Source organism: Streptomyces sp. FH025 (genome assembly GCF_017427025.1).
Classification (GTDB): Bacteria; Actinomycetota; Actinomycetes; order Streptomycetales; family Streptomycetaceae; genus Kitasatospora.
The window spans coordinates 1-11,874 of record NZ_JAFLNG010000184.1; the positions used below are offsets into that span (position 1 = coordinate 1).

Annotated in this window: 11 protein-coding genes and 1 pseudogene; 2 read left to right on the plus strand and 10 right to left on the minus strand. The window is 73.6% G+C overall.

The features are described 5' to 3' along the window. Positions 1-102 precede the first annotated feature (102 nt). The 5 genes and pseudogenes from J0670_RS15555 to J0670_RS15575 form a co-directional block, all read right to left on the minus strand. Entirely contained in the window at positions 103-387 is a 285-nt protein-coding gene (locus tag J0670_RS15555; protein WP_207812158.1) for an acylphosphatase, read from the minus strand. Further along, on the minus strand, positions 384-1,160 hold the full coding sequence (locus J0670_RS15560; RefSeq protein ID WP_207812159.1) for a DUF72 domain-containing protein: 777 nt from the start codon (positions 1,158-1,160) through the stop codon (positions 384-386). The genes J0670_RS15555 and J0670_RS15560 overlap by 4 nt, the downstream gene beginning before the upstream one ends. Positions 1,161-1,307: 147 nt before the next feature. After that, positions 1,308-1,394, minus strand: a pseudogene (locus J0670_RS15565). 74 nt (positions 1,395-1,468) lie between these two features. After that, positions 1,469-2,113: a response regulator transcription factor gene (locus tag J0670_RS15570; RefSeq protein ID WP_207812160.1), complete on the minus strand. Its 645-nt coding sequence runs from the start codon at positions 2,111-2,113 to the stop codon at positions 1,469-1,471. Further along, positions 2,101-3,024 carry a histidine kinase gene (locus J0670_RS15575; RefSeq protein ID WP_307806534.1) on the minus strand — a complete coding sequence of 308 codons (924 nt, stop codon included), beginning with the start codon at positions 3,022-3,024 and terminating at the stop codon, positions 2,101-2,103. Before J0670_RS15575 ends, J0670_RS15570 begins: the two co-directional genes overlap by 13 nt. Before the next feature lie 425 nt (positions 3,025-3,449). Between J0670_RS15575 and J0670_RS15580 the strand changes: the two genes are divergently transcribed. Next, positions 3,450-4,622: a serine hydrolase domain-containing protein gene (locus tag J0670_RS15580; RefSeq protein ID WP_307806535.1), complete on the plus strand. Its 1,173-nt coding sequence runs from the start codon at positions 3,450-3,452 to the stop codon at positions 4,620-4,622. Between the two features lie 114 nt (positions 4,623-4,736). Here the strand turns inward: J0670_RS15580 and J0670_RS15585 are convergent, their stop codons facing one another. From J0670_RS15585 to J0670_RS15595, 3 genes are all read right to left on the minus strand, one after another. Then, positions 4,737-6,059 (minus strand): VWA-like domain-containing protein, encoded by a 1,323-nt coding sequence (locus tag J0670_RS15585; protein WP_207812161.1) that lies wholly within the window; start codon positions 6,057-6,059, stop codon positions 4,737-4,739. Next, complete coding sequence (locus J0670_RS15590; RefSeq protein ID WP_207812162.1) at positions 6,056-7,309, minus strand: MoxR family ATPase; 1,254 nt, start codon at positions 7,307-7,309, stop codon at positions 6,056-6,058. Before J0670_RS15590 ends, J0670_RS15585 begins: the two co-directional genes overlap by 4 nt. 69 nt (positions 7,310-7,378) lie before the next feature. After that, on the minus strand, positions 7,379-8,740 hold the full coding sequence (locus J0670_RS15595) for a hypothetical protein (RefSeq protein WP_243437062.1): 1,362 nt from the start codon (positions 8,738-8,740) through the stop codon (positions 7,379-7,381). A 285-nt stretch (positions 8,741-9,025) separates the two neighbouring features. Here J0670_RS15595 and J0670_RS15600 point away from each other — a divergent pair, with 285 nt between their 5' ends. After that, on the plus strand, positions 9,026-9,712 hold the full coding sequence (locus J0670_RS15600; protein ID WP_207812163.1) for a polysaccharide deacetylase family protein: 687 nt from the start codon (positions 9,026-9,028) through the stop codon (positions 9,710-9,712). A gap of 38 nt (positions 9,713-9,750) precedes the next feature. Here J0670_RS15600 and J0670_RS15605 read toward each other — a convergent pair whose 3' ends face one another. Beyond that, positions 9,751-11,379, minus strand: a complete 1,629-nt coding sequence (locus J0670_RS15605) for a thiopeptide-type bacteriocin biosynthesis protein (RefSeq protein WP_207812164.1) — start codon at positions 11,377-11,379, stop codon at positions 9,751-9,753. Positions 11,380-11,435: 56 nt separating this feature from the next. Further along, on the minus strand, positions 11,436-11,874 hold a 439-nt coding region (locus J0670_RS15610), incomplete at its 5' end, for a YcaO-like family protein (RefSeq protein ID WP_207812165.1).

Below are 11,874 nucleotides of genomic sequence, written 5' to 3' on the forward strand. Positions count from 1 at the left end.
CCTGACCACCGCGCGCAGGGCACCCCGAGGGCCCGGACCGCTGGGCGGTCCGACCCGCCCGGACCCGGACACGGGTGAGACGGCAGGGGAGCGAGGCTCTGTCTATCTGCTCCAGGGGGTCGGGCGGATCTCGAAGCCCACGAGCCCCTCGGGCTGTTCCTCGTGGACGCGGACCCGGTCCACCACGGCCGCATACGGGCCGTGGTGTGCCCACGCGACCAGCTGTTCGACGGCCGCGGCCTCGCCCTCGAACACGGCCTCGACCGTTCCGTCGGGGAGGTTGCGTACCCATCCGGTCACGCCATGCTCCCTCGCCGCGGTCCGGCAGGTGTCACGGAAGTACACGCCCTGGACTTCACCGGAGACGATCAGTCGACTGCGGATCATGCCTGCCTCACCGTCAGGTTCTGCGGCGTGCGGCTCACCGTTCGGCCGGCCTTGACGGCCGCTCGGGCGAAGGCGGCGGCGTCCAGGGGAGCCGCACCGCCGAGGTCGTTGTTGAAGTACGCGTACACGTCGGCCTCATCCGACCAGGCTTCGGCGACCCTCGCCACCCAGGTGGCCAGCGACTGCCGACCGTACCGGGGCGGCGGCTGCGCCAGGCCGGCGTGGAAGCGCAGGTAGCCCCAGTCGGCGGTTCGCCACAGCGGCGTGATCGGGCGGGCCTGCCGGTCCGCCCAGCAGAGGGTGGCGCCGCGTCGTTCGAGCACCGCCCGGACCTCCGGTACCCACCATGAATCGTGGCGGGGTTCGACGGCCACTCTCACCCCGGCCGGGAAGCAGCCCAGGCAGCTGTCGAGGACGTCGACGTCAGCCCGCAGGGTGGGCGGGAGCTGGAGCAGGACCGGTCCGAGCCGCGATCCCAGCCCCACGGCGGCCGACAGGAGCCGCCGCACCGGCTCCTGCGGGTCGTGCAGGCGCTTGATGTGCGTGAGGTAGCGGCTCGCCTTGACCGCCATCACGAACCCCTCCGGGGTCCGCTCCCGCCAGGCGGCGAAGGTCTCGGCCGTGGGCAGGCGGTAGAAGGCGTTGTTGTTCTCCACCGTGGCGAATCGCTGGGCGTACTCCTCCAGCCAGAGCCGCCGCGGCGTCCCCGGCGCGTACAGGACGCCACGCCAGTCGTCGTACTGCCAGCCCGAGGTGCCGACGTACAGGGGCACACATCCATGGAAGCACGGAGCGCTTGCCGACCGGCGGGTGCCCTGAGGTAGGTCGGTCTCCAGGGTGAACCCGAACGGCAACCGGAGAACGACGACGGCCCGGGCCGCTGAGCGGACCGGGCCACCGTTTGCCTTGGCGGGCGGAGGTGGAGGATACGAGATTCGAACTCGTGAGGGGTTGCCCCCAACGCGCTTTCCCATTCTCACGAAGGGTGTCCGCCAGAGTTCACACCCGTCCTGACCTGCGGCGGAGCGAACCGCCGGTCGCTCAGGCCCACCATGGTGTCGGAGCGCGCCGGCCGCGTCCCTCAGCGGCGGCTGAGGTAGGTGAGGACGGCGAGGACGCGGCGGTGGCCGCTGTCGGCCGGGGAGAGGCCGAGCTTGGCGAAGATGTTGCCGATGTGCTTGTGGACGGCGTTGTCGGTGATGACGAGCCGGGCCGCGATCGTGGCGTTGTCCTTTCCCTCGGCCATCAGGGCGAGGACTTCGCGTTCACGTGGCGTGAGGGCGGCGATCGGGTCGTGGGCGGGACGGGTGAGGAGCTGCCCGATCACCTCGGGGTCCATGACGGTGCCGCCGGCGGCGACCCGCCGCAGTGCGTCGGTGAACTCGCTCACCCGGCTCACCCGGTCCTTGAGGAGGTAGCCGACGCCGCCGCGTCCGTCGGAGACCAGCTCGCCGGCGTACTGCTGCTCGACGTACTGGGAGAGGACGAGCACGGGCAGGCCGGGGTACCGGCGGCGGGCGGTGATGGCGGCGTGGATGCCCTCGTCGCGGAAGGTCGGCGGCAGCCGTACGTCGACGATGGTGACGTCCGGGCGGTGTTCGGCGACGGCGGCGACGAAGCCGGGGGCGTCCTGGGTGATCGCGGCGACGTGGAAGCCCTTGGCGGTCAGCATGAGTTCAAGCCCGGTGGACAGCAGGACGTTGTCCTCGGCGATCACGACCCGCACGGCATGCTCAAGGCGATGGTGGTCGGGCCGCCGGCAGGGCTGTGGAGGCGGAGGGTGCCGTCGAGCGCCAGGACACGGTGGCGGATTCCGGCGATGCCGGTACCCAGTGTCTCGTCAGCGCCGCCGACCCCGTTGTCGGTGACCTCGACCGACAGCCGGTCACCGTCGCGTGCGACGCGGACGGCGGTCCGGGAGGCCTGGCTGTGCTTGGCAGCGTTGGTGAGCGCCTCGGCGATCGTGAAGTAGGCCACGGCCTCCACCGCGGCGGGAATCGTGCCGAGGTCGCCGATGTCGAGGCTGGTGTCGATCGCCGGTCGGGTCGCCAGCGCGGCCAGCGCCCCGGTGAGGCCGCGATCGGCGAGGATCGGCGGGTAGATCGTCCGCAGTACCGCACGAAGCTCCGCCATGGCCTCCTCGGCACCCTCGTGCGCTTCCTCCAGGAGTTCGGCCACCATCCGGGGGTCCTCGCTCAGCAACTCGCGGGCCACACCCAGCCGCATCGCGATGGCCACCAGCCGGGCCTGGGTGCCGTCGTGCAGGTCACGCTCGATCCGACGTAGTTCCGCGCCGTGCGCGTTCATGGCGTCGGCCCGCGTCTCGGTCAGCGTCTCCACGCGCTGCGCCAACCGCTCGGTGGCCGAGGGGGACAGCAACGCCACACACAGCCGGGCGTGCAGGCGCGCCAGCAGTGGAACCAGCCAGTAGGTCAGGGCCGCGAAGACCGCGGTTTGCGCGGTCCCCAGAGTCAACGCCGTACCCCACCCGGACAGTGGAACACCGAAGGCGAAGCCGCCCGCGGGGGTGCCGGCGGGCAACGCCCACCACAGGGGCACCGTGACGGCCGCGGCCACCGCGTTGCCCGCGCACAGCACCACGACGAGCCCGAGCACCAGGCTGGTCACGACGGACACGCACAGCCACCCGAGAACACGCCACGCACCGACCCGGACGGGATCAGAACGCGTCGAAGTGGGACCGGGCCGCGGAGGAAGCAGCAGCCGGTCGGCGCGGCGCCGATGCCAGGACGCCCAGGCGCGCGCGATCGTCGGGACAACGAGTACGGGCAGCGCCAACACGGCGACCGCAGCGGTCAACAGGCTTCCCAGCAGATAACCCAGACCGCGCCACATCGTCCAAGGCCGACCAGCTCCATGGTGATTCATCCGCACAAGTCTGGGCCATGGCCACCAGGCCTGACACTACAGCCCACTACCCCTTCTTCCCACCAGTGAGCGGTACTGCCCGCGCACCTCGGCCGGACCTAGCGTCAACGCCCATGACGAGTTCACCGAATCCTTCGCCACGGCGGCGTGGCCGATCCATCCGACGGAACCTGGTGCTGGCCGCCGTCGTGGCCGGAACCCTCTCCACCAGCGTGCCCGACGCGATGGCCGCCGGGCAGCACGACAACCGAACCCAGCTCCAGCGCGACGCCGATGCGATCATCGCAGCCGGCGCCACGGGAGTGCAGGCCCGCCTGGTCACCTCCGGCGGCCGGAACCTGACCGCCACCAGTGGTGTCGCGGACCTGAGGGACCGACAGCCGGTCCCTCGGAACGGCTACTTCCGGATAGCCAGCGTCACCAAGACGTTCGTGGCCACCGTGACCCTGCAACTCGCCGGTGACCGCAGGCTCTCCCTGGACGACTCGGTCGAGCGCTGGCTGCCCGGCGTGGTGTCCGGAAACGGCAACGACGGTCGCGCGATCACCATCCGCCAACTGCTGCAGCACACCAGCGGCATCCACGACGACTACCCGGACTACACCTCGGCGGCGGACTTCCACCAGCACCGGTACGACAGCTACACACCCGAGCAGACCGTCGCCCGTGCGATGCGCCACAGCCCGGACTTCCCACCCGGCGAGGACGGGAGGTGGGGCTACTCCAATACCGGTTACGTCCTGCTCGGCATGATCATCGAGCGGGTCACCGGGCACTCCTGGCACGAGGAGGTGAGGGACCGGATCGTCCGGCCGCTCGGCCTCGATCACACCTTCTGGCCGGGCACTTCACCCACGTTGCCCCGGCCGCACGCGGAGACCTATCAGAGCTTCAAGCCCGGCGAGCCGCTGGTGGACGTCACCGAGCAGGTCGGCTCGGGAACGAACGGAGAGGCCGGGCTGGTCTCCACCACCGCCGATCTCAACCGGTTCTTCCGCGCCCTGCTCGGCGGCAGGCTCCTGCCACCGGCGCAGCTGGCGCAGATGCGGCAGACCATGCCGGTCGGCGAGGAGTTCGAGCGGCTCCTGCCGGGCGCCCGTGACGGACTGGGGCTCTTCTCGCGCCCGCTGTCCTGCGGCGGGGTGTACTGGGGCCATGAGGGCGGTGATGCCGGCTGGATCACCGCCACCGGGGTCACCGCTGACGGCCGGCGCAGCGTCGTCGTGTCGTTGTCGGGCGTCCGCGCCGATTCCGCGCAGGACGTCCTGCACGTGGAACAGGCCGAGACCAAGCTGGTTGACGACGCCCTGTGTGCGAATCCGGACGCCGGCCACCAGCGGCGTTGAGGTCCTCCGCAGGTCGCGGGTACGGGGCAGCCGCGCGACGCGCGGCCCGGCGACACCCAGCAGGGACTGTTCATGGCCCCACCACGCTTTCCATGCGGGGTGGGGCGCCCGCCTTCAGCCGATCGTCACCACCCGGGCCCAGCCGGGTGGGGCCGTCGGGCGGTACTCCGTGTTGTTCTCGTTGTACCGGACCGGCCTGCGGAAGAGGCCGACGACCGTACGGCAGGACGGTGCGACCGCAGGCCAGGGGGTCTGGCCGTCCGTGAGGACCACCACGACGTCCGGCTGCGGCCGGGTCCGCAGCGCCGCGGCGAAGCCCGTTCGAAGGTCGGTGCCTCCGCCGCCGATCAGGGGGATGTCCGCCGCCTGGCAGAGCGCGTTCACGGTGCGGGCGGCCGCGTCGCAGGAGATGACGCTGACCTGGTCGCGGCGGCCGCCGACCGCCCGGCCGATCGCGGTGACCTCCAGTAGCGCGCTGCCCAGCTCGTCGTCGGAGACCGACCCCGAGGTGTCGACGATCACCGAGACCCGGGGCGGGCGCCGCCGCAGGCTCGGCAGCACCACACCCGGGAGCCCGACCGAGCGGCGGGCGGGGCGGCCGTAGCTGTAGTCCCCGCCCGCGCCCGGGCCGGAGACCGCCGAGCGCATGGCCGCGCCCAGCAACTGCCGCCAGGGCTGCGGCGGGTGGAACGCCTCCTCGGCCCAGCGCCGCCAGCTCTTCGGGACCGAGCCGGGGCGGGCGCGGATGCCCTCGGCGACCCGGAAGCGTACGGCGTCCCGTTCCTGAGGAGTCAGCCCGTCCGCGCCGTCCGGCCCCGACTCCCAGGGACGGTCCACGCCGTCGGCGCCGCTGCCGCAGTCCAGCCAGGCCAGGCCGGGCTTGCGGAGGTCGAAGCCGAAGCCGCGGACGTAGTCCTCCATCAGCTGCCCCTCCGGCAGGTCGAGGCGTTCCGGTGTCAGGGCGCCCGCGGGGGTGACCAGCCCGTCCCCGTACACGTCGTCGTTGATCTCGCAGTCGGCGGCGATGTTCATCCGCAGCCGGTCGTCCGGGCCGTTCAGCCCGAGGTCGCGGGCCAGGCGGTCGCTGCGCCCGTGGTGGTCGCGCAGCAGGTGCGACACCTCGTGCACCCACACCGAGGCGAGGTCCTCCACCGGGGTGCGGTCGACGAAGGCCGGGGAGACGTAGCAGCGCCAGTGGCGGTCCACGCCCATCGTCGGCACCTGCCGGGACTCCACCAGGTGCAGGGCGAACAGGGCGGTCGCCAGGTAGGGGCGGGCCCGGACCGCCTGGAGCCGGGCGGCGTACAGCTTGTCGCGGTCCAGCCGGGCGGCCGGTGGCTTGACCTGCCAGCCGGCGTCCGTGGGCGTGGGGGCCGGGCTGGCGACCTTCGGCCTGATGCGCTTGCCGACGTCCAGCGGCGTCACGGGCGCGCTCATCGGCGGGTCTTCGCATCGGCCTGGCCGGAGACCCGGGCGGCGGCCCGGTCGGCCCGCCGGGACAGCGCCACCGCCGAGGACAGGTGCTCGATCGACTCCGGCACCTCCCAGTCCTCCCGGCGCAGAGAGGCCAGCGTGGTGGCCGGGACCACCAGTACGTCCGGCGCGCCGTCCTCCAGCGCCCGCGCCAGCAGCGCCCAGGCCGCGTCCCAGCGGGCCCGCTCCGGCCGGTTGCGTACGGCGGCCACCACACCGTCCAGCACCACCTGGCGCAGGTCCCCGCGCTCGGGCAGCACGGCGCCCGCCGGGTCGGCGAGCAGCTGTTCAGGGTCCGGCAGGTCCATCCGGTCCATGCTCGCCATCAGTTCCAGCCCCGGACCGTCCCCGACCGTGCCGCGGACCAGCAGCGACAGCACCTCCCGGGAGGAGCCCGCCGCCGTGGCGAAGGCGATCAGCCGCAGCGTCATGTCCCAGCTGCGCGGGGACGGCCAGGCGCCGCCGCGCCGGGTCTCGTTGGTGGGCAGCCGGTGGACCAACTCGGGGCGAGCGGTGAGCAGTTCACACACCGCCCGGCGGGCGAGCGCGACCGCCGAGGGAAGCGCGTCCGGGTCGAGCCGGGGCAGGCAGGCGACCGGCCACACCCCGCCGAGACCGCGCACCACCACCTCGTGGTCGTGCACCCACTGGAGGTGGACGAAGCGGTTGGCCAGTGGCGGGCTCAGCTCCCACCCGTCGGCGGCCGAGGAGCGCGGGTTGGCGGCGGCCACGATCCGTACGCCGGGCGGCAGTTGCAGCGCGCCGATGCGCCGTTCCAAGACGAGTCGGAGCAGCGCGGCCTGGACGGCGGGCGGAGCGGTGGACAGCTCGTCCAGGAACAGCAGCCCGCGACCGGCGTGGACCAGGCGCACCGCCCAGTCCGGCGGGGCCAGCGGGACGCCCTGCTGCGCGGGGTCGTCGCCGACGATGGGCAGGCCGGAGAAGTCGGAGGGCTCGTGGACGCTCGCGATGACGGTGGTCAGCGGCAGGTCCAGGGCCTCGGCGAGCTGGTTGAGCGCGGCGGTCTTGCCGATCCCGGGCTCGCCCCAGAGCAGGACGGGCAGGTCGGCGGCGACGGCCAGGGTGAGGGCCTCCAGCTGGTCGTCGGCGCGGGGTTCGGTCCTGGTGTCGTTGAGCAGGTCGAGCAGCCGGCGGGCGACGTCGAGCCGGGCGGCGGTGGGGGTGCGTGTGGGCACGGCAAGGTTCGTGGGCATGGGTGATCACCTCAGGAAGTCAGGAAGTCGGAAAGTCGGGAGGTCAGGTAGTCGGAAAGCCGGGAGGCTTCAGCGGGTGGCGATGCGAGGGCGCCGGGGAAACGGGTAGTGGCTAACCACGCCGGCCCGGTACAGGTCGTAGCCGATGCGGCCCTGCACGGCGGCCGCCCGTTCGTCGACGGTCAGGCCCGACCGGTAGAGGCCGTAGGCGATCCGGCGTTGCGCGGACGCTGCGAGGGCGTCGCGCAGGGGGCCGTTGCGCAGCACCGCCCGTGGGCCGAGCAGGCTCTCGACCACGGCCAGGGCCCCGGCCGTGTCGCCGTGGTCCAACCGCTCGCGCACACCGGCCAGTTCGACCGGATCGCGGTGGGCCTGGTCGATGACCTGGAGGCACGGCAGCGGGGTGCCGGACAGCGCGACCAGCAGCCCCTCGCGGCGCAACTCGGCCGGGTCGTGGTCGAGCGGGGTCAGCACCCCGTCGACCACCGCGATCCGGTGCCGGGCGCCGCGACAGTCCACCAGCCGCTGCGTGGGCGGCGGTTGAGGATGCCGGTCGGCTCGGTGCCCGGGCACCAGTGCGGCCGCCACCAGCGGATGCAGCCGGTCCGGCCCGATCGCCCCGCAGTGCAGCAGGTCGAGGTCGGGCAGCACCCAGGTCGCCGCGTCGGGCAGCAGGGGCAGCGCGCTGACGTCCCCGGTGGCCTCCACGGCGGGCCCGTCCGGCGTGAGGAGCAGTCGCCGCCCGAGCCCCAGCCGCACCACGACGGGACCGGCCGGGCGTCCCTCGGAGCGGAGCAGCAACTCGGCCTCGGCGGCCCACCGGTCGACGGCGCAGCGCAGCCCGTACGGGCCGATTCCTGTTTCGTGCCCGTCACTTGGCGGACCGGATCCGGCGCGCAGCGCCAACTCCCCGCTGCGGTCCGCGTCCCAGAGGTGCCGGTGCAGGTCGAAGCGGAACCGGCGGCTGGGACGCGGGCGCGGATGCGGGGAGCGGCGGCCGTCGTCGGAGCCGTCCCAGAGCGTGAGTGCGACGCGTTGTCCGTACTCCGCCCAGGCGGGTGGTCTACGGACCACCAGGACCACCGGCCGCTCGCCGGACGCCGGCGAGGGGTAGTGGGCCAGGGGCACGGTGAGCCCGGGGCGCAACAGCCCGTCGGGTGCGGCCCTGGGCAGGTGCCAGCGCAGCAGGTCCGGTGCCAGGCGCCGCAGGTCGGCCCGTAGTCGGTCGGCGAGTTCCCGGCCGTGGGCGCGTCGGACGTCTCTGAGTCGGAAGTCGACCTCGACGTTCGCGGCGGCGCACGCCCCGGCCCAGTCGCCGGCCAGACGGCGCGCGGTGGCGGTCTCGATCATGGAGGGCGGCACGGCGTACTCGCGTACGCGCCGCCAGAAGGAAGGCTGGGAGTCAATCCCGTTCGCGGTGTGAGTGGTCATCAGCACTCACCTTTTGCGGACGGGACCTCCGATCTGAGAACAGCGTGAATGGTCATCGTCGGGGAGCATAGCGGCCCGTCGCCCGGTTCGCCATGGGGTTTTCCGGCGCGCGGCCGTTCGCCGTTCAAGGACCGTCGGAGGGCGGCGACGGCAACCCGCCGTCAGGGTGGCCGATTTCACCCCCTTTCGCCCTCGGGTGGGTCGCGGTGGCGGTGTCCGTCCGCGCAGACTGGTCGGTGCACGGCAGATTCCGACGGCGCGGGTTCCACGGGCAGGGGAGCAGAGATGGCCGCACGACGACCGGGCAGGCGCAAGGCAGTTGGACGGATCCGGACCGCGATCGGCGCCCTCGCCGTCGCCCTGATGGCGGGGGCGGTGGTCGCGGTGCCGGCCGACTCGGCGGAGGCGGCCGGGAGCAAGGTCGTGTACCTGACCTTCGACGACGGCCCCAGCCCCGCCTACACGCCGAGGATCCTGTCGATCCTCTCCCGCTACGGGGTGCGCGCGACGTTTTTTGAAGTCGGCGAGAACGTCGCCGCCCACCCCTCGCTCACCGCGCAGGTCGCCCGCCAGGGCCACAGCGTGCAGAACCACTCCTGGTCGCACCCGGACCTGCGCAGGCTTTCCCCCTCCGGCATCAACTCCCAGGTGGTGAACACGGATCGGGCGATCAGCAAGCAGACCGGCCGCACCCCGAAGTGCCTGCGCCCGCCGTACGGCGCGGTCAACGGCACGGTGCGCTCCCGGGCCGCTGCCCTCGGCAAACAGGTGGTGCTCTGGTCGGTGGACCCGCAGGACTGGTCCCGGCCGGGGTCGGCGGCCATCCAGTCACGGGTGCTGGGCAACGTCCGCCCGGGCTCGGTGATCCTGCTGCACGACGGCGGCGGCGACCGCAGCCAGACCGCCGCCGCGCTGCCGGCGATCCTGTCCACCCTCAAGTCGCGCGGGTACGGCTTCGCGATCCTCTGCTGAACCGGGGGACGCCCGGCGACGCGGCGCCCGAGGGCGTGTCAGGCCGTCGCCGGGCGGCCCAGCGGCAGCAGGTACTGGATCGGCTCGTCCAGGTCGTCGAGGCCGAGGAGTTCGTGGGCGAGGTCGTCGTAGAGGCCGCCGAGGGGGGTGGTGCCGAGGCCGAAGGCGGCGGCGGTGAGGAGGAGGTTCTGGGCCAGGTGCCCGGTCTCGACGAGTCCGAGGCGCAGCGCGCGCAGGCCGTAGCGGCGGCGCAGGTGGGCGAGGTCGAGGTGGAGGGCGAGGACGGCGGGGGCCTCGTCGACGACGATGCGCTGCGGGTCCGAGTCGGGGCGGGTGAGGTAGTAGGACAGCGCTTTGAGCTGGTCCGGATCGGGCGCCGGGCCGATCGGGCGCAGGGAGCGCAGCGCCGGGACGCACTGGTAGGTGCCGGAGGGCAGACCGTCGACGGCGAGGGCGACCAGCCGCACCCGGACGGTGTGCATGGCGCCCGCGCTGGGGTAGGGGCGGTGACCCGAGTCGCGGTCCGGCGCGTACGCCGCCCAGAGCAGACCGCCCAGTTGACCGGCGGTGAGCGGACCGGTCAGCCGGCCCCGGGTGGAGCGGCGCGTGCGCAGCGCGTCGGCGAGGGGGACGTCCGGCACCGGGTCGGCGGGCAGGGGCAGGTCGCCGGGCCACGGCTGCGGGGCCTCGGCGGGCGGCATGTCCGGCAGCGCGGTGTCCTCGGGGCGCCCGACCTGGAACTTGCTGTCCTCCAGGTACTGGAGGTCCGGGGCGCGCCGGTCGTCGGGGAAGAACGTGAAGGCCCGGTCGGTCTCCAGGAGCGTTCGGCCGGCGAGGCGGCAGACGGCCCGTTCCTCGTCGGGCCCGACCCCCAGGCGGTTGAACAGCATGTGCAGCTGTGAGGCCCACACCCAGCCGAGCCGCCCCTCGGACCCGTCCGGCGCGGCGGCCCGCATCCGGGCGGCGGCGTCGGCGACGGCGGCCGACCAGTCGGCGAGCCAGGGCGTGGCCGTCCCGGCGCCGAGTGCCTCCCGCAGCGCCCCGGCCCTGCGGGCGAGGGCCTGCCGCTGCTGGGCGAACACCGCGTTCACCTTGCTGTGCACCGCGACCCCGGGCAGCGGCCGGAACTCCGTCACCCAGCGCCAGGAGGCGGAGTGGCTCCGCAGCCAGCGGGCGGCGGCCAGTTCGTCGAGTCCCAGGGCGTGGGCGGTGGTGTGCGCCAGGTCCAGGGCGAGGGGCAGCCGGGCGCCGGGGGCCGCGTCGAGCGTGCGCAGCGCGTGGACGGCCGTGCGGGTGGAGCGGGTGAAGAGCTCCTCGGCGATCGGCAGCAGCGCGGGACCGCCGTAGCGTTCGGTCTCGGGTTCGTACGGGACGGTGGTGACCTCCCCGTGCCGGGCCGTCCACGGACCGTCGAACGGAGTGTGGCGGGACGCGAGCCGGGTGAGCTCGCCGGCCAGGGCGTCGGGGTGTTCGGCCGCGCCCCGGAAGCGGACGCGCAGGTGCGGGCCGCCCTCGCCGTAGCGGATGAAGAACCAGTCCGCGCCCGCGAGTTCGTCCATCAGCGGCGCGAGGTCCGCGGTGACGAAGGCGTCGGTCCCTCGTGCGGGCAGTGGCAGGGCGAGGTGCAGGCTGTGCCAGGGGGTGGCCGGTGGCTGTCGGGTCGTCATCGCGTCCTTCCGGGACGGCAGGGGCGGACTGGGGCGGACCGGGCTGGACCGGGGGACTACGGGAACGGGTGCGGGTACAGCGGCAGTTCGTCGTGGCGCAGCGGGCGCGGGGTGCGGCCGAGCCGGTACGGGACCTCCAGCAGGCGCGGCAGGCCGTGGGTGCGCCGGTCGGCCTCGCCGAAGGTCATCGGGAGCGTTCCGGGAACGATCACCTTGACGCAGTGCAGGCCGAGCCGGTCGCGGACGCCCGGCTCGTCCTGGCGGACCACCACCACCTCCAGGCCCTCCGCGGCGAGCCGGCCGACCGTCCGCTCCAGCAGCTCCGTGAGGTCGCTCACCGGTTCGGGGGCGGCGGGCCAGCGCTCCTGCCAGGGCACGGGGGGCGGGCCCGCGAACAGGAAGTCCAGGCGCGGCTGAGCCTCGGGCAGGGTGTTGAGGCCGACGTGGTCGTCCAGCACGGCCACCAGCTCCGGCCGCTCCAGCATCGCCCGCAGG